Source organism: Cellulomonas sp. P5_C5, from assembly GCF_054049655.1.
Window position 1 is genome coordinate 38906 of sequence record NZ_JBFULY010000020.1, and the last position, 17587, is coordinate 56492.

A 17587-nucleotide genomic window follows, 5' to 3' on the forward strand; every position below is an offset into this window, starting at 1 on the left:
CGGACGGGCCTTTGGTCCTGCTCGGGGCGCCCGGTGCACCCGGACGCCCCGAGCCGGTGTCAGTGGCAGTACAGCCTCTGCAGCGTCTGGCCCGTGTCGAGGTACCGACGCGTCACCCAGCCCAGGTTGACGGCGTAGGCGCACGCAGGGTCGAGGGCCACGTCGATCGGGACGCCTCCCGTGTTCGTTCCATTGTGCGGGCCCGAGGCGCCGCCCCGGAACGAGTAGCTCCCCGGGGTGAATGCAGCCGACGGCGTCTCCGGCGGCAGGTGGGACGCAGGACCGTTGCTGGTGATCGACACGGAGAATTTCCGCAGGTGCGGGTGGTCCACCGTGTAGAGCAGGTGGATCAGGGTCGCGCTGGACAGGGGGTTGCAGGCGTTGAGCCGCAGCTCCTCGAGGTCCAGCGTGGCGATGACCGGCGAGTTGTCGAAGATGATCGCGTCGAGCTGGTCGGAGTGGGTCGGGGCGTTGGTGACCGCGTCGCGCACCTCGAAGCCCACCCGGTAGCGGCGGACGGGCTCCTGCTCGGCTGTCGGCAGCGTCTCGCCCGCCTGCGCGATCGGCAGACCGCCGGGCTTCTTCGGCGGGTGCAGCGCTGTGAACGCCGCCGTGTTCAGCTCCAGCAGGTCGAACGTGCGCAGGAAGTTCGACCCGCTCACGTTGACCACCGCGGTCGACCCCGGCGGGTTGAACATCGGCACGGTGACCGGCAGGCCGGCGACCTGCACGAAACCGTCCGCGTCGAGGTGGGCCGCCGTCACGACCACGGCCGTCGACTGCGCCTGTCCGTTGCCGTCGGTGTAGAACACGTACCCGACGTGCGTGCCGACGACCTGCGTCGTCACCGGCGTCAGGCTCACCGGGGCGACCGTCGGCGGGTTCGCGGGATCCTCCGTGCCGCCGGTCCAGGTGTACTCGCCTACCAGGAACCGGTACTTCAGCGGATGCCCGGTGCCGAGGTCGGTGAGCGGGCAGTTGCCCCGCAGCGTCACGGAGCCCCCGAACACGTAGGCGCCACCCGACGGGTCGGCGTAGCCGAGCGTGTCGAACGACGAGCCCGGCAGACCGTTGCCGGGGTGGATGTCGAACGCCTCGACCTGCTGCCAGTGCGGCACGGTCTCGGGACCGCCGACCTCCAGGTCGGAGCACAGGTCCAGGCAGAAGCAGTGCCCCACGTTCTGCCGGCCCGGCTTGCGACCGTCCGCCTGCGTCTCGCTGATGATCGGCTGCCCGCCGAGCTCGACCTTCGCGTAGACGTCCGGACCTTCGGTGAGCTCGACGTTCACGTACGGCGAGAACGGCGTGCGCCGGAAGTCCGACGCGAGGTACGTCAGGACGTAGTGACCGGTCCCGTCCGTCGTCGCGGTGCCGAGCGGGTCGTCCTGCAGCCAGTCGGCGTCGAACACCGTGATGACGGCACCCGGGATCGCGGTCTTGGTGCTGCAGGTCGTGATCCGGCCGCTGATCGTCCAGATGCCGAACAGCGCCAGGATGTGACACCAGAACCGGTTCGGGACCGCGTACTCCCACACCGCGATGATGCGGTCCTCGGTCTGGCGCCAGCGCGGCTGGAGCGTGGTGACCGCGAACTGCCGCGGCTTCGCGGTCGGGTCGTGCCGTGGCCGTGGCGGCTTCTCGACGTACAGGTCGAGGTCCAGCGGACCGCCGTCGTACTCCTTGTCATCGATCGTCAGGACGTACGCCCCCGAGTCGTCGATGCGTGCGACAGCGAGCGGTGCTCCTGTGCGCTCGCCCTCGGCGACCTCGTGGAACGTCTCCTTGTCGGCCGCGACCGCCTGCTCCGTCGCCCGGTCGCCCCTCGACCGGTACGCGCGCAGCTCCACGCCGGCGAGCGGCTCTCGAACGTCGTGACACAGCGTTCCCCACAGGGATCCGCGGATCTCGTATGCCATGGTCTTCTGCCMCCTGATGAGTGCAGGCACGTCGGTGTGCCTGCTCGAACAAAAGGAGCAGCCCCGTCGGCGGGGAGATACGTCACGCGCCCGAACGCACGGCACCCCCGCCGCCACGAGGGCGACGGGGGTGCCGTCACTGCAGGTCACCGCCTCACGGGAGCAGCCGCGAGGCGGGACGATCACACGTCGTAGTAGAGCTCGAACTCGTGCGGGTGCGGCCGCAGACGGATCGGGTCGACCTCGGCGTTGCGCTTGTAGTCGATCCACGTCGCGATCAGGTCGGGCGTGAAGACGTTGCCCGCCGTGAGGAAGTCGTGGTCGGCCTCGAGGCGGTCGAGCACCTCGCCGAGCGAGCCCGGGACCTGCTGGATGGCAGCGTGCTCCTCGGGGGGAAGCTCGTACAGGTCCTTGTCCACCGGGTCCGGCGGCTCGATCCGGTTCTGGATGCCGTCGATGCCGGCCATGAGCATGGCAGCGAACGCCAGGTACGGGTTCGACGACGGGTCCGGCACGCGGAACTCGATGCGCTTGGCCTTCGGGTTCGAACCGGTGACCGGGATGCGGATGCACGCGGAGCGGTTGCGGGCCGAGTAGACCAGGTTGACGGGGGCCTCGAAGCCGGGCACCAGGCGGTGGTAGGAGTTCACCGTCGGGTTGGTGAACGCGAGCAGCGACGGCGCGTGCTTGAGCAGGCCACCGATGTACCAGCGCGCCAGGTCGGACAGGCCGCCGTAGCCCTTCTCGTCGAAGAACAGCGGCTCGCCGTCCTTCCAGAGCGACTGGTGGACGTGCATGCCCGAGCCGTTGTCGCCGAAGAGCGGCTTCGGCATGAAGGTCGCSGTCTTGCCGTTCTCGTGCGCCACGTTCTTCACGACGTACTTGAACAGCATGACCTTGTCGCCGGAGATGGCGAGCTTGTCGAAGCGGTAGTTGATCTCCTGCTGGCCGGCGGTGCCGACCTCGTGGTGGGCGCGCTCGACACCGAGGCCGAGGGCGTCCAGCTGCAGGCTGATCTGGTCGCGGATGTCCGAGAACCCGTCGACCGGGGGCACGGGGAAGTAGCCGCCCTTGTAGGGGATCTTGTGGCCGAGGTTGCCACCCTCCTCCTCKCGGCCGGTGTTCCAGGCCGCCTCGAAGGAGTCGATGGAGTAGAACGACTCGTTCTGCTTCGTGTGGAAGCGGACGTCGTCGAAGATGTAGAACTCGGCCTCGGGGGCGAAGAAGGCCGTGTCGGCGATGCCGGTCGACTTCAGGTACGCCTCAGCCTTCGCGGCGACCTGACGCGGGTCACGGCTGTAGGGCTCGTCGGTGTACGGGTCCACGATGTGGAAGTTGATGTTCAGCGTCTTCTCGACCCGGAACGGGTCCAGGTACGCGGTGCTGATGTCGGGGATGAGCTTCATGTCCGACTCGTGGATCGCCTGGAAGCCGCGGATCGAGGACCCGTCGAACATCTGGCCCTCGGTGAAGAAGTCCAGCTCCAGGGAGTACGCGGGGACGTTGAAGTGCTGCATCGTGCCGGGCAGGTCACAGAACCGGACGTCGACGAACTTCACGTCCTCGCTCTTGATGAACGCCAGGACTTCCTCTGGCTTGCTGAACATCCGCTGCTCCTCGGTCGGTGGTACCCGTGGGGTCGGGCAAGGCGAGGTTACGAGCGCCCCGTTTCTCTGTCGTGTACCAAGTGTTTCGACAGCGTTACGGGGCCGCCCCTCGTGTAACGAATGTTGACCCTATGCCCTGGGCGTGGGTGTCGGTCATGCCCGTCTCATCACAGGATGAAGAGCATCTCCTGGTACGTCGGCAGCGGCCACAGGTCGTCGGCGACGAGCTCCTCCAGCGCGTCGGCCGCGGCCCGGACGTCCGCCATCGCCGGAAGCAGCACGTCCCGGGCGTGCTCGGCCTCGGCCAGCGCCGAGTGGCCCACGTCGGCCTTGAGCGCGGCACGCAACGAGGCCAGCCCGGTCCGGAGCGCCGCGATCGGCGTGCTCACCTCGTCGAGCGGCGCGGTGTCCGCCTCGACGCCGGCGGCCTTCAGGGCGCCGATGTTCAGGGCGATCTCCGTCTGGTGCTTGACGGCTGCCGGCAGGATCGCGGTGGTGCCGATCTCCAGGGAGAGGCGGGCCTCCACGCCGATGGTGAGCGCGTACTGCTCCAGACCGATCTCGTACCGGCTGTGCATCTCGCGGTGGTTGAAGACTCCGTACCGCTCGAACAGCTCCATCGCGGACTCCGTGACGAGCTCGGGCAGGGCGTCCAGCGTGGTCTTCAGGTTCGCCAGACCCCGCTGCTCGGCCTCGATGGGCCACTCCGCGGAGTAGCCGTCGCCGTTGAACACGACGTTGCCGTGGTCCGTGATGATCTGCGTGAGCAGGTCCTGCACGGCCGTGTCGAAGTCGGTGCCGGCGGCGACCGCGGTCTCGAGGACCCCGGCGGCGTAGTCGAGGGAGTCGGCCATGATCGTGTTGATCGTGGTCATCGGGCCGGCGACCGTCTGCATGGAGCCAGGGGCGCGGAACTCGAAGCGGTTGCCGGTGAACGCGAACGGGCTCGTGCGGTTGCGGTCGCCCGGGTCGGTGGGCAGCACCGGCAGCGTGTCGACGCCGATGTGCATGACGCCCTTGCCCTTCGACGACGAGGCGGCGCCCTTGGCGATCTGCTCGAACACGTCGGCCAGCTGGTCGCCCAGGAAGATCGAGATGATCGCCGGGGGAGCCTCGTTGGCGCCGAGCCGGTGGTCGTTGGTGGCGGACGCGACGGACGCCCGCAGCAGCCCGGCGTACTTGTGCACGGCGCGGATCACGGCCGCGCAGAAGACGAGGAACTGCGCGTTGTCGTGCGGGGTGTCGCCCGGCACCAGCAACGAGCCCAGGTCGGCGTTGCCCAGCGAGAAGTTCACGTGCTTGCCGGAGCCGTTGACGCCGGCGAACGGCTTCTCGTGGAACAGGCACTCCATGCCGTGCTTCTTGGCGATCGCCTTGAACGTCGTCATCAGCAGCTGCTGGTGGTCGGCCGCCAGGTTGCCGCGCTCGAACATCGGCGCGATCTCGAACTGGCCGGGGGCGACCTCGTTGTGCCGGGTCTTGGCGGGGATGCCGAGCTTGAACAGCTCCCGCTCGGTGTCCATCATGAAGCCGAGCACGCGGTCAGGGATGGCGCCGAAGTAGTGGTCGTCGAACTCCTGACCCTTCGGCGGCTTGGTGCCGAACAGGGTGCGGCCCGCGTTGAGCAGGTCCGGGCGGGCCAGGAAGAAGTGCCGGTCCACCAGGAAGTACTCCTGCTCCGGACCGCAGAACGCCACGACCTTCTGGTTCTCGTGCCCGAAGAGGGTCAGGATGCGGGCGGCGTGCTCGCCCATCGCCTGCTGCGAGCGCAGCAGCGGGGTCTTGTGGTCGAGCGCCTCACCGGTCATCGAGACGAACACCGTGGGGATGCACAGGGTGTTCCCGTTGGGGTTCTCCAGGATGTACGCCGGGCTCGTCACGTCCCAGCCGGTGTACCCGCGCGCCTCGAACGTGTTGCGCAGGCCACCGTTCGGGAAGCTCGACGCGTCGGGCTCGCCCTGCACGAGCGTCTTGCCGGCGAACTCCGCCAGCGACGACCCGTCGCCGACCGGCTCGAAGAAGCTGTCGTGCTTCTCGGCGGTCAGGCCGGTGAGCGGGTAGAAGACGTGCGCGTAGTGCGTCGCGCCCTTCTCCAGGGCCCAGTCCTTCATGGCGGACGCGACGGCGTCGGCGACGTCCGGGTCCAGCATGGCGCCGTGCTCGATCGTGGCGATCACGGACTTGTAGACCGACTTGGGCAGCCGCTTCTGCATCACCGTCTTGCTGAAGACGTTGAGGCCGAAGATCTCGCCCGGCGCCTCGGCCACGTTGAAGCTGATGGCGGGCGGCACGTAGGCCTCGACGTTCCAGATCGCCTCGCGACGGACGGCGTTTCCGCTCATGAAGACCCCTCAGGCAGGACTCGACGCCCCGGTGTGGTCAGCGGGACAGGTGGGGTCACCGTACGAACGTCKGGTACCGCGGATGTTTCCGGGACGTTGCTGTCACCTACCCTTCTGAGGTGGCAGATCGAGGCGACCTCAGCTCCTGGCTCGGCGGCGGACCGGCACCGGATCCTGGACCCGGCCGCGGGGTACGGCTGGGCCTGCCCGACGCCGGACCCGGGTCGCTCGCGCCGCTCGGGCGACGGGTCGTGGCGCTGGTCATCGACTGGGTGGCGTGCCTGGCCATCTCGGGTGCGTTCTTCGCGAGCGTGCCGGACGCGTTCCTGCTGAGCCGCGGCAACCCGCTGGCGACGCTCGGGATCTTCGCCCTGGAGAACGTGCTCCTCGTCGGCTCGATCGGGCACACGCTCGGGCACCGGCTCGTGGGACTGCGGGTGCGCCGCGTGTTCCCGGGGCAGACCCGGGACGACGCGGCGTGGGCGACGATGGCGCCCGGGTTCCTCAGCGCCCTGGCGCGGACGCTGCTGCTCTGCCTCGTGGTCCCGGCCGTCGTCTGGGACTCGGACGGTCGGGGGCTGCACGACCGGGTGGCCGGCACCGCGATCGTCCGGCGCTGACCCCTCAGGCGGGGGCCTGCCAGACCAGGCTGTACCGCCAGTAGAGACGTCGCCGCCACTGCACCCCCTGCAGGATCGACCGTGCGGCCGTCCGCACGTCGCCGTAGCTGTGCTCGGGGTCCCGCACGGGCGCGCCGTGCTCCCAGTGCCCGCGCGCACGGTCGGCAACCATTGCGGCGGGGACGGCAGCCAGGCTGAGCGCAGCGTCCGTGGGCGTACGCACCCGCGCGAGCCCCACGACGACCAGGTGCCCACCGGGGGAGACGAGAGCACGGAGCCGCCGCAGGCCCTCGTCGAGGTCGAGGTGGTGCAACGTCGCGAAGCACGTCACGAGGTCGAACTGCTTGTCCTGCGGGAGCTCGAGGACGTCACCGACGAGGTACGTGAGTCCGTCGTCACCCCGCGCCAGCGACCGCGCTCGCGAGACCTGGTCCGCGTCCAGGTCCAGGCCGGTGACCGCTGCGACACCGGCGGAGCGCAGCTCGCGGGTGAGCAGCCCCTCGCCACAGCCCACGTCGAGCGCGCTGCGGGCGCCCGCAGCGAGACGCAGGGCGAGGCGGTGGTAGTGCGTGTTGTGGTTCCACCGCCGGTCGCTCATCTAGCGGCCGCGCATGCCCTTGCGGTCGGGACGGGCGCGCATCGGGTCGACGCCCTTCGGCACGGAGAGCTTCACGCCGCCGAGTGCGGTGAGCCGCTTGCTCACCTCGGCGACCTCCTGCTTGCTCAGCTTCGGGCGGAGCTTCTGGACGGCGCGCGGCAGCTTGCGGAGCGCGACCTGGCCCTCGCCGTCGCCGACCTGGATGAGCGTGATCGGCGCACCGGAGATGACGCGGGCGGTGCGCTTGCGCTCCGACTCCAGGAGCTTGGCGATGCGGGGCGCGGGACCCTCACCGACGAGGACGACGCCCGGGCGGCCGACGCCGCGGAAGACGAGGTCCTGCGTGCGGGGGTCGACGGCGACGGGCTCCTGCGTGAACGTCCAACCGCGCCGGATCGTCCCCAGCGCGGCGAAGGCGGCGCCCGGCTGACCCTCGATCTGCGTGTACGCGGCGGTCTCCGCGCGGCGCGCGAGGACGAACATCGCGGCGAGCAGCGCGAACGGGATGCTGAGCAGCAGGACGTAGACGACCGCGTTCACCAGGAACCCGATGACGAGCCCGAGGGCGATGACGCCGACGAACACCGCGAGGATGATCCAGGTGACCGCGGGGTCGTTCTTGCGGGTCATCTGGTACGCCTGCCACACCTGGTGGTACCAGCKGGTCTTCTTCACCTTGGGCGTCGGTGCAGCGTCGGGGGTCTTGTCGCGGGCCATGGGCCCGAAGTCTACCGACGGATCGGCCCGCTCCTGACCCTCAGCGGGCGAGCAGGCTCCGTGCCTCCTGGCGCGACGTCGTCGGCTCCGAGAGGTGCGCGAGCGCCTCGGGGATCGGACGCCCGTAGCGGCGCATCGCCTGGCCCCAGAGCCGTCCGGCGCGGTACGACGAGCGGACCAGAGGACCGGACATGACCCCGAGGAACCCGAGGCGCTCGGCCTCGGCCGACAGCTCGACGAACTCCTCCGGACGCACCCAGCGCGAGACCGGGTGGTGGCGCACGGACGGGCGCAGGTACTGCGTGATCGTGATGAGGTCGCAGCCGGCCTCGTGCAGCTCGGCCAGCGCCTCGACGACCTCCTCGGTGGTCTCGCCCATGCCGAGGATGAGGTTCGACTTGGTCACGAGCCCCTGCTCGTGGGCGCGGGTGATCACCGAGAGCGACCGGTCGTAGCGGAAGCCGGGGCGGATCGTCTTGAAGATGCGCGGGACCGTCTCGAGGTTGTGCGCCAGGACCTCGGGCTGCGACGAGAAGACCTCGTCGAGCAGCTCGGGCGTCGCGTTGAAGTCCGGGATGAGCAGCTCGACGCCGGTGCCCGGGTTGACCGCGTGGATCTGGCGGACGGTCTCGGCGTAGAGCCAGGCGCCGCCGTCGGGCAGGTCGTCGCGGGCGACACCGGTCACGGTCGAGTACTTCAGGCCCATCGCCTGCACGGAGGCGGCGACGCGGCGGGGCTCGTCGGCGTCGAAGGCGGCCGGCCTGCCCGTGTCGATCTGGCAGAAGTCGCAGCGCCGGGTGCACTGGTCGCCGCCGATGAGGAACGTGGCCTCGCGGTCCTCCCAGCACTCGAAGATGTTGGGGCAGCCGGCTTCCTCGCACACCGTGTTCAGGCCCTCGCGCTTCACCAGGCCCTTGAGCTCGGTGTACTCGGGGCCCATCGTCGCGCGCGTGCGGATCCACTCCGGCTTGCGCTCGATGGGCGTCTCGGCGTTGCGCGCCTCGATGCGGAGCATGCGTCGGCCATCGGCTGCGATCGTCACGCCGGTCAGACTAACCCGCCGCCGCGCCGTCGGCTGCGGGGGAGTCGCGCGTCACACCGCGACGGCGGTGCGCGCGTCGAGGATCGGGACCAGGGTGTCCACCAGGTGGCCGCGGACCAGCGGCAGGACCTCGGCGATCGTGACGCGCCGGCCCGTCTCCACCGAGAGAGACGTCACGTCGGCGTCCTCGATCCCGCACGGCACGATGCGGTCGAACGCCGTGAGGTCGGGCTCGCAGTTGAGTGCGAACCCGTGCATCGTGACGCCGCGGGAGACGCGCACGCCGATCGCGGCGACCTTGCGCTCCCGGCGGTCGCCGTCGGCCGCGAACCACACCCCGCTGCGCCCGTCCACCCGGACGGCGGTCAGTCCCAGGTCCGCGCACGTCCGGATGAGCGCCTCCTCGAGCACGCGCACGTAGCGGACGACGTCGATCGGCGTGGCCAGCTTCACGATGGGGTAGCCGACGAGCTGGCCGGGGCCGTGCCACGTGATGCGGCCGCCGCGGTCCACGTCGACGACGGGCGTGCCGTCGACCGGGCGGTCCCACGTCGCGGTGCGCTTGCCGGCCGTGTACACGTCCTCGTGCTCGCAGAGCAGGACGGTGTCCTCACGGGACCCGTCGGCGACCGCTGCGTGCACCTCGCGCTGCAGCTGCCAGGTGGGCTCGTAGGGGAGCAGGCGCGCACCGAGGTCGAGCTCGTCGAACAGCATGCCCGTCAGGCTAACCCTGCGACGCGGAAGAGTCGCCCGTGTGCGGGTCGCCCGCGACGACGGCGAGCAGCCGCCGCAGCTCCTCGGCCTCCGCGAGCGTGAGCCCGCGGGTGACCATCGTCTCGGCGAGCTCACGGTCGGACGCGACGACGAAGGTCGAGCGTCCCGCGTCCGTGATGGTGATCACGTGCCGGCGCCGGTCGTCGTCGTGGGGCGTCCGCGTGACGTAACCGCTGCGCTCCATGCGGGCGAGGACGCGACTCATCGTCTGCTCGGTGACATCGCTGGCGGCGGCCAGCTCGCGCTGCGACATGGGCGTGCGCAGGAGGTGGGCGAGGACCGCCTGGCTGGCATGGTTGAGGTCCCACGCGGCGAGGTGCGCGTTCCAGTCGCGTTCGACGCGGCGCGCGGCCGACGACAGGAGCCGCCCGACGGGCCACTGTGCGGGGTCGGGAGAGGCGGGGTCGAGGGTGCTGCCCGACCGGCTCTCCTGGTCCACGCTCCCGCCTCCGTTTGCTGTTTCGGCGAACACCGCGAATGATACTCAGCATGCTGAGTAATCGCCGGTCCACCCTTCTCCGCGCCGTGCTCGTCGCCGGCGCCCTGATCGTATGGCTCGGCATCGCGTCGGTCGGCGGGATGGCGCAGGGCAAGCTGTCGCAGGTCCAGACGAACGACGCCTCCGCGTTCCTGCCGTCGTCGGCCGAGTCCACGCGGGCCGCCGAGGAGAGCAAGGGCTTCGTCGACACCGAGACACTACCGGCGCTCGTCGTGCTGCAGCCCGCCGACGGCAGCGACGTCACCCCCGACCAGCTGGCAGCCGTGCAGGACTGGGCCGAGGCGTTCCCGGACCAGGCGCTGCCGCCGGGCAACGAGGGGACCTGGTCCGACTACCTCGTCGGCGAGGTGGCCGTCGTGCCCTCCGAGGACGGCGAGGCCGTGCTCGTCGCGTACTCGCTCGACGGTGCGACGGCGGACGAGCTCCTGGCCGGCGACGAGGGCGTGACCGAGTCGTTCGTGACGGCCCTGCGCGCGTCCCTGGAGTCCGAGCTCGGCGCGACCGCCACGTCCGCCGGCGACCTCGGGCTGCAGGCCTGGGTGACGGGTCCTGCCGGGTTCGTCGCGGACCTCGTCACCGCGTTCGGGGGCATCGACGGCGTGCTGCTGCTCGTCGCGCTCGGCGCCGTGCTGCTGATCCTCGTGCTGGTCTACCGCTCCCCGTTCCTGCCGTTCGTCGTGATCTTCACCGCGGTGTTCGCGCTCTGCCTGGCCGGTCTGGTGGTCTACCACCTCGCCGCCAACGGCACCCTGGTCCTCAACGGGCAGTCGCAAGGGATCCTGTCGATCCTCGTGGTCGGCGCCTCGGTGGACTACGCGTTGCTGCTCGTCGCGCGGTACCGGGAGGAGCTCGCGCACGTGGAGCACCCGGCAGAGGCCATGAAGCGCGCGCTGCGGGCCTGCGTCGAGCCGATCGCCGCCAGTGCGGGCACCGTCATCGCCGGTGTGCTGTGCCTCCTCCTGTCCGACCTCGGCTCCAACCGCAGCCTCGGCCCGGTCGCCGCGATCGGCATCGCCTCTGCTCTGCTCGGAGCGCTCACCCTGCTGCCCGCGCTCCTGCTCGTCTTCGGCAAGCACTCGCGCGTCCTGTTCTGGCCGCGCGCTCCGCGCCCCGTGGCCGTCGTCGCCCACGAGACCGAGCACGCGCACCTCGACACCACGGCCGAGCCCGACCCCGCCGACGGCCCGGGCCTCTGGCCCCGGCTCGCCCGGTTCGTGGGCCGCAAGGCGAGGCCCGTGTGGGTCGTGACGGCGCTCGCGCTGGCCGTCGGAGCGGCCTTCCTGCCCACCCTGAACGCGTCCGGCACCAACCAGGTCGACATCTTCCTCACGGACGTTGACGCGGTCGCCGGCGAGGAGGTGCTCGCCGAGCACTTCCCGGCCGGGTCCGTGCAGCCGGCGATCGTGATCGTCGACGAGGCGGACGTGGACGCGGTCACCACCGCGGCCGAGGGCGTCGACGGCGTCGAGTCGGTGACGCCGTACACGGGTGCACCGGCCGGCCCGGCCGCCGGTGACGCCGAGCCGATCGTGGTCGACGGGCGCGTGCGCCTCGACGTCGCGACGACGGCCTCGGCCGACACGCAGGACGCCGTCGACACCGTCGAGGACCTGCGCGCAGCCGTCAGCGAGGTGAGCCCGACCGCGGTCGTCGGTGGCGCCGCGKCCGAGACGCTGGACACCAACCTGGCCAGCGAGCGAGACCTGCGCGTCATCGTCCCGGTCGTGCTGCTGGTCATCGGGGTGATCCTGATGTTCCTGCTGCGCTCCGTCGTCGCGGCCGCGCTCCTGCTCGCCGCCAACGTGCTCTCGTTCGCCGCCGCGCTCGGTGTCTCGGCGATCGTCTTCAACCACGTCTTCGGGTTCGCCGGAGCCGATCCCGTGGTCCCGCTGTTCGCGTTCGTGTTCCTCGTCGCCCTCGGGGTCGACTACTCGATCTTCCTCATGACGCGCGTCCGCGAGGAGTCGCTCGAGGTCGGGACGCGCCCGGGCGTGGTCCGCGGGCTGGCCGTGACGGGCGGCGTGATCACCTCGGCGGGCGTCGTCCTGGCCACCACGTTCGCCGCGCTGGGGGTCATCCCGCTGCTGTTCCTCGCGCAGATCGCGTTCATCGTCGCGTTCGGCGTGCTGCTGGACACGCTCGTCGTCCGGAGCCTGCTCGTCCCGGCGCTCGTGCACGACCTAGGCCGCCGGACGTGGTGGCCCAGCGCCCTGTCCCGGCACCAGGAGCACGGGCTGCACAAGGTCCCGGCCGACCTAGAGTGAGGCGCATGAGGGCGCTGCGGGTCGGGCTGGTCGGGTACGGGGGAGCGGGTCGCGGGATCCACGCCCGGTTGCTGCGGGAGGCCGGCCAGCAGGTGACCTGCGTGGTCACCCGCAGCCGGGCGCAGCAGGTCGAGGCGGACTGGCTGGGAGCGCTCGTCGTGCCCGACGTCGACGGTCTCCTCGCGCACGCCGACGAGCTCGACCTCGTCGTGGTCGCGAGCCCGACCGGCGAGCACGTGGCGCACGTGCTCGCCTCGCTCGACGCAGGCCTGCACGTGCTCGTCGACAAGCCGCTGGCCACCACCGCCGACGACGCCGAGCTGCTCGCAGCGCGGGCCGACGGGCGGCTCACCGTGTTCCAGAACCGCCGCTGGGACACCGAGCAGCTGACGCTGCTCGGTGTGCTCGCGAGCGGGGAGCTGGGCACGGTGCACCGGTTCGAGCGGCGGTGGGAGAGGTTCCGTCCCGTGCCGCAGGACCGCTGGAAGGAGAACGACCMCGACTCGGGTGGGCTGCTGCTCGACCTCGGTGCCCACCTCGTCGACTCCGCCGTCCAGCTGTTCGGGCCGGTCGCCCAGGTGTACGCCGAGCTGCACGCCCGCAGCACGCCGGCCGTCGACGACGTCTTCCTCGCCCTCGTGCACGCCGGCAACGGCGTCGTGAGCCACCTGCAGGCCGGCGCCGTCGTCGGTGCGCCCGGTCCGCGCACGCGCGTGCTCGGCGACGGAGGCGCGTACCTCGTGACCAGCTTCGAGGGCGAGCCGACCCCGTTCGGCGCGCTGGACGACGCGTACGAGGAGACCCGGCGCCCCGGCGAACCCGTGCACGAGGGCTGGCTCGTCCGGGGGGCGGACCGGCAGCCCGTGCCCCAGGCCGCCGGAGGTCACGTCGACCTGTACCGCGCGGTCGTGCGGTGGGTCGTCGACGGAGGGCCGCCGCCGGTCGACCCGGCCGACGCGGCCCGCACGGCGCGGGTCCTCGACGCGGCGTTGCTGTCGGCGGCCGAGCACCGGGTGGTCCAGCTGCCCTGACGGGGCTGTGGACGACCGGCGACGGGGTCGCGGCCGGCGGGCTTGGATGACCCGATGGACAGGTTCGTCGTACCGACCGATGTCGAGGACGCCCTCGTGGGGGCCGGGTTCCGTCCCGTCGAGGCCGCCGGGTCCGGGTGGCTGGCCGTGGCGCTCGACGGCTCCGACCGACGGCTCGAGCTGCACGTGGTCGCCGCTGTCGCCGACGCGACGACGGCCGACCGTGCCGCGCGGCTGTGCGCGGTGCGGCACGAGCACCTGGCGCAGGTGCTGGACGTCGTCGAGCTGTCGTCCGGCCGGCTCGGGCTCGTCGTGGAGCACGTCGACGGACTGTCCCTGGTACAGATCCGCGCCGCGCGGGCGCCGCTGGCCGACGGCGAGGCCGCCACGGTCGCGATCCCGGTCGCCGGTGCCCTCGCCGCGCTGCACGGGGCCGGCCTCTCGCACGGGGCCGTGGGCGACTCGACGATCGTGGTCGGGCCCGACGGGCGCCCGGTACTGACCGACCTGCGGGCAGCCCTGACCGGCGCCGCCGACGGTGAGGCGGACGTGCGGCGCCTCGTCGCGACGGTGCTCGACCAGATGCCCGGCGCGGACGTGCACCTGGTCTCCGACCAGCCGGTCGGGGAGAGCCTGCGGGACGCCTTCGCCGGGCTCCTGATGGTGCCCGGCCTCGACGCCGAGCAGGTGGTTGACGCGTGCTACGACACGACGGATCCCGAACCCGTCCGGCTCCCGGACGCCGGCGCGCGGGCCTCCTCGGCCCTGACGGCCATGGCCCGCGAGGGCGATTCCGCGCGTGCGCAGGGCGCGACCCGCCGGCAGGACCGGGAGCGGCGCCGACGACGTGCAACCCGAGCGGGCGTGGTCCTGGTGGCGGCAGCGGTCGTGCTGGCGGTCGCCGTCGGGGGGTGGCGTCTCCTGGACCACCGGCCGGACCCGGTGCCCGTGGCGGACGACCCGGTGCAGGCCGCGATCACCCTCAGCCGGGTGCGGGCACAGGTCATCGGGTCGGGCGACGTGACGCGTCTCGCGGCGGTCGACGTCGTCGACAGCCCGGCGTACGTGGCGGACGCGCGGCTGCTCGCAGGCCTCGACGGCTCCCACGTCGACGGTCTCACCGTCGACGTGCAGGACGCGAGGCTCGTCGAGGAGGACGGCAGCCGCGGTGACACGACGGACGTCGCCGTGACGACCGCGATGTCCGCGCACTCCCGGGTCCCCGCGGGAGACGGAGCGGCGGTCCCGGTGGCTGCCTCCGAGGCGCGCACCGTGGTGCTGGGCCTGCGGTGGACCGTCGAGGGCTGGCGGGTCTGGGACGTCGTCGAGCCGTGAGGTCAGTCGCGGTGCGCCACCCACGCCGCGGCGGCGTCGAGGTCGGCGTGGACGGGGACGAAGCCGCTGGCGTCGAGCACCGCAGGGATCGCGCGGATCGACCCGAGCACCTCCGACGAGAAGTCACCGAGCACGGCGCGCAGGGCGAACGCCGGCACGGGGATGACCGCGGGGCGGTGCATCGCACGAGCCAGTGCGGCGACCACGTCGGCGTTGCGCGCCGGGGCGGTCACCAGGTTGACCGGACCGTGCACCGGCGCGGTCAGGAGGTGCTCGACGGCGCGGACGTGGTCGAGCAGCGTGATCCACGGCCAGAACTGCCGGCCGGAACCGAGCCGACCCCCGACGCCCAGCCGGATGAGTGGCAGCAGCCGCCCGAGGGCGCCGCCGCCCTGGCCCAGCACGATACCCGTCCGCAGGTGGGCCACCCGCAGGCCCGCGTCCTGCGCGGGTGCGGTCGCCGCCTCCCAGTCCCGCACGACGTGCGCGAAGAACGTGCGGCCGAGCGGCTCGTCCTCGTCCAGCACGTCCTCTCCGCGCGAGCCGTAGGCGCCGATCCCCGACGCCTGCAGCAGCACCTGCGGCCCGTCGTCCAGCGCGGCGAGGGTCCGCGCGAGCAGTCCGGTGGTGTTCAGGCGGGACGAGAGGACCTCGCGCTTGCGGGCCGTCGTGAGCGGCCGGGAGCCGGGGTTGACTCCTGCGAGGTTGATGACGGCGTCCGCGCCGGCAACGGCACCGGGGTCGAGACGCCCGGCGTCCGGGTCCCAGGTGATCTGGTCCGGACCGTGCGCGGGACCGCGGACCAGCAGGCGGACGTCATGACCTCCGCGTCGCAGGTGGGGGACGAGCGCRGACCCGATGAAGCCGTGCGATCCGGCGATGACGACCTGCATGGCGCTCACCCTACGGTCGGTCCGGGCGGTCGGCCCGGCGGCGGGGGACGCACGACGGCCCGGTCCCCGCGCGGGGGACCGGGCCGTCGTGGTGCGTCAGGTGCTGCTGGTCAGAGACCGACCTCGGACTCGAACGAGCCCTCCTCGATGCGGTTCTTGACCGCGGTGAGGTAGCGCGACGCGTCGGCACCGTCGACCAGGCGGTGGTCGTAGGACAGCGACAGGTAGCACATCGACCGGATCGCGATGACCTCGGCGCCGTCGGCGTCCTGGATGACGACGGGGCGCTTCACGATCGCGCCCGTGCCGAGGATCGCGGACGTGCCACCGGGGACGATCGGGGTGTCGATGATCGCGCCGCCGGACCCCGTGTTGGTCACGGTGAATGTCGCACCGCTGAGCTCGTCCGGCGTGACCTTGTTCTGCCGCGTGCGGCCGGCAAGGTCGACGATCTTGCGCGAGATGCCGGCGAGGTTCAGGTCACCCGCGTCGCGGATCACCGGGACGAGGAGGCCCTTCTCGGTGTCGACGGCGATGCCGACGTTCTCCTGCGCGTGGTACGTGATCTGGTTGCCCTCGAGCACGCCGTTGATCTTCGGGAACGCCTTGAGGCCCTCGATCGCGGCCAGCACGAAGAACGGCAGGAACGTGAGGTTGACGCCCTCGCGCGCCTTGAAGTCCTCCTTGGCCTTCGCGCGCAACCGCGCGACCCGCGTCACGTCGACCTCGACGACGGTGGTCAGCTGCGCCTGCGAGTGCAGGGCGTCGACCATGCGCTCGGCGATGATCTGCCGCAGCCTGCTGGCCTTCTCCGTGGTGCCCCGCAGCGGCGAGACCGCCGGGACGGCGGCGGCCGGCTTGGCGGGAGCGGCGGGTGCTGCGGCCGCGGGTGCGGCCTTCGCGGCCTCGGCTGCAGCCTTCTCCGCCTCGGCCTTCGCCGCGGCGTCGAGGACGTCCTCCTTGCGGATCCGACCGCCCACACCGGTACCGACCAGCGACGCGACGTCGACGCCCTTCTCGGCCGCGAGCTTGCGGACGAGGGGAGTGAGGTACGTGCCCGAGACCGAGGGAGCTGCAGGCGGAGCTGCGGGCGTGGCGGGGACCGGTGCCGGGGTCGGGGTCGCCGGGACCGGTGCGGGGGTGGCCGCGGCCGACTCCTGCTCGGCCGACGGCTCCGGCGCGGTCTGCGGCTCAGGCGTGGTCTCCGGTGCGGGCTCGGGGGCCTTCTCCTCGACCTTCTCCTCGGCCGGTGCCGACTCCTGCGGTGCGGCGGCGGGGGCGGAGCCGGACCCGATGACGGCGAGCACCGCACCGACCTCGACGGTCTCGTCCTCCTGGACCAGGATCTGCTGCAGCGTGCCGGCGATCGGCGACGGGATCTCGGTGTCGACCTTGTCCGTGGAGATCTCGAGCAGCGGCTCGTCGACGGCGACCTCGTCACCGACGGCCTTGAGCCAGCGCGTGACGGTGCCCTCGGTCACGGACTCGCCCAGCGCGGGGAGGGTCACGTTCTCGCCGGTGCCGCCACCCTGCTCGGCGGCAGCGGGTGCAGCGGCGGGCTCCTCGTGCTCCTCGACCGGCTGCTCCGCGGGAGCGGCCTCGGCGGCGGGCTCCTCGGCGGGCGCGTCCTCGGCCGGCGCCTCCTCGGCGGCGGCCTCCGGAGCCGACTCCTCCGCGGGGGCGGCGTCCTGCGAGGACGACCCCTCGCCGGAGCCGATGACGGCGAGGGTGGCGCCGACCTCGACGGTCTCGTCCTCCTGGACCAGGATCTGCTCCAGCACGCCGGCGAACGGCGACGGGATCTCGGTGTCGACCTTGTCGGTCGAGATCTCGAGCAGCGGCTCGTCGACCTCCACCGTGTCGCCCACGTTCTTCAGCCAGCGGGTGACGGTCCCCTCGGTGACGGACTCACCGAGTGCKGGCAGCTGCACGTTGTCGGACATGACCGC

At 71.8% G+C, this 17587-nt stretch carries 14 protein-coding genes; 4 read left to right on the plus strand and 10 right to left on the minus strand.

The features are described from left to right. Positions 1–59 precede the first annotated feature (59 nt). The 3 genes from ACXJKF_RS15580 to ACXJKF_RS15590 all read right to left on the minus strand — a co-directional run bounded on the left by ACXJKF_RS15580 (position 60) and on the right by ACXJKF_RS15590 (position 5865). On the minus strand, positions 60–1847 hold the full coding sequence (locus tag ACXJKF_RS15580; RefSeq protein ID WP_456788621.1) for a carboxypeptidase-like regulatory domain-containing protein: 1788 nt from the start codon (positions 1845–1847) through the stop codon (positions 60–62). Between the two features lie 251 nt (positions 1848–2098). Continuing rightward, complete coding sequence (gene glnA, locus ACXJKF_RS15585) at positions 2099–3523, minus strand: type I glutamate--ammonia ligase (protein ID WP_456788622.1); 1425 nt, start codon at positions 3521–3523, stop codon at positions 2099–2101. Between the two features lie 167 nt (positions 3524–3690). Then, the gene (locus ACXJKF_RS15590; RefSeq protein WP_456788623.1) at positions 3691–5865 is read right to left on the minus strand and encodes a glutamine synthetase III family protein; all 2175 of its coding nucleotides are present in this window, start codon (positions 5863–5865) and stop codon (positions 3691–3693) included. A 119-nt stretch (positions 5866–5984) separates the two neighbouring features. On the opposite strand from ACXJKF_RS15590, the gene ACXJKF_RS15595 reads away from it, so the two are divergent. Further along, positions 5985–6485, plus strand: a complete 501-nt coding sequence (locus ACXJKF_RS15595) for an RDD family protein (RefSeq protein WP_456788624.1) — start codon at positions 5985–5987, stop codon at positions 6483–6485. A gap of 4 nt (positions 6486–6489) precedes the next feature. Here the strand turns inward: ACXJKF_RS15595 and ACXJKF_RS15600 are convergent, their stop codons facing one another. The 5 genes from ACXJKF_RS15600 to ACXJKF_RS15620 are packed head-to-tail and all read right to left on the minus strand — an operon-like array spanning position 6490 to position 10055. Next, positions 6490–7083, minus strand: a complete 594-nt coding sequence (locus tag ACXJKF_RS15600; RefSeq protein ID WP_456788625.1) for a class I SAM-dependent methyltransferase — start codon at positions 7081–7083, stop codon at positions 6490–6492. Beyond that, positions 7084–7800 (minus strand): DUF4191 domain-containing protein, encoded by a 717-nt coding sequence (locus ACXJKF_RS15605; protein WP_456788626.1) that lies wholly within the window; start codon positions 7798–7800, stop codon positions 7084–7086. A 40-nt stretch (positions 7801–7840) separates the two neighbouring features. Next, on the minus strand, positions 7841–8842 hold the full coding sequence (gene lipA, locus ACXJKF_RS15610) for a lipoyl synthase (protein ID WP_456788627.1): 1002 nt from the start codon (positions 8840–8842) through the stop codon (positions 7841–7843). A gap of 51 nt (positions 8843–8893) precedes the next feature. Next, positions 8894–9556, minus strand: coding sequence for a lipoyl(octanoyl) transferase LipB (gene lipB / locus ACXJKF_RS15615; protein ID WP_456788628.1), 663 nt, complete (start codon positions 9554–9556; stop codon positions 8894–8896). A gap of 10 nt (positions 9557–9566) precedes the next feature. Continuing rightward, positions 9567–10055 (minus strand): MarR family winged helix-turn-helix transcriptional regulator, encoded by a 489-nt coding sequence (locus ACXJKF_RS15620; protein WP_456788629.1) that lies wholly within the window; start codon positions 10053–10055, stop codon positions 9567–9569. 50 nt (positions 10056–10105) lie between these two features. Between ACXJKF_RS15620 and ACXJKF_RS15625 the strand changes: the two genes are divergently transcribed. From ACXJKF_RS15625 to ACXJKF_RS15635, 3 genes are read left to right on the plus strand one after another with little or no spacing between them, the layout of a single operon-like run. Continuing rightward, the gene (locus ACXJKF_RS15625) at positions 10106–12379 is read left to right on the plus strand and encodes an MMPL family transporter (protein WP_456788630.1); all 2274 of its coding nucleotides are present in this window, start codon (positions 10106–10108) and stop codon (positions 12377–12379) included. Positions 12380–12384: 5 nt separating this feature from the next. Further along, positions 12385–13410: a Gfo/Idh/MocA family protein gene (locus ACXJKF_RS15630; protein ID WP_456788631.1), complete on the plus strand. Its 1026-nt coding sequence runs from the start codon at positions 12385–12387 to the stop codon at positions 13408–13410. Between the two features lie 54 nt (positions 13411–13464). Beyond that, positions 13465–14745 (plus strand): hypothetical protein, encoded by a 1281-nt coding sequence (locus ACXJKF_RS15635; RefSeq protein ID WP_456788632.1) that lies wholly within the window; start codon positions 13465–13467, stop codon positions 14743–14745. Positions 14746–14747: 2 nt separating this feature from the next. Here ACXJKF_RS15635 and ACXJKF_RS15640 read toward each other — a convergent pair whose 3' ends face one another. Together ACXJKF_RS15640 and sucB are read right to left on the minus strand one after the other, a co-directional pair. Then, positions 14748–15638 (minus strand): TIGR01777 family oxidoreductase, encoded by an 891-nt coding sequence (locus tag ACXJKF_RS15640; protein ID WP_456788633.1) that lies wholly within the window; start codon positions 15636–15638, stop codon positions 14748–14750. 110 nt (positions 15639–15748) lie between these two features. After that, positions 15749–17581 carry a 2-oxoglutarate dehydrogenase, E2 component, dihydrolipoamide succinyltransferase gene (gene sucB, locus ACXJKF_RS15645; RefSeq protein WP_456788634.1) on the minus strand — a complete coding sequence of 611 codons (1833 nt, stop codon included), beginning with the start codon at positions 17579–17581 and terminating at the stop codon, positions 15749–15751. Positions 17582–17587: the final 6 nt, after the last annotated feature.

What these genes read in the sequence shown, in the direction of transcription:
- ACXJKF_RS15635 (WP_456788632.1), top strand. Translation starts at nt 13,465, where the DNA reads ATGGACAGGTTCGTCGTACCGACCGATGTCGAGGACGCCCTCGTGGGG.
- lipB (WP_456788628.1), bottom strand. Translation starts at nt 9,556, where the DNA reads ATGCTGTTCGACGAGCTCGACCTCGGTGCGCGCCTGCTCCCCTACGAG.
- ACXJKF_RS15600 (WP_456788625.1), bottom strand. Translation starts at nt 7,083, where the DNA reads ATGAGCGACCGGCGGTGGAACCACAACACGCACTACCACCGCCTCGCC.
- ACXJKF_RS15590 (WP_456788623.1), bottom strand. Translation starts at nt 5,865, where the DNA reads ATGAGCGGAAACGCCGTCCGTCGCGAGGCGATCTGGAACGTCGAGGCC.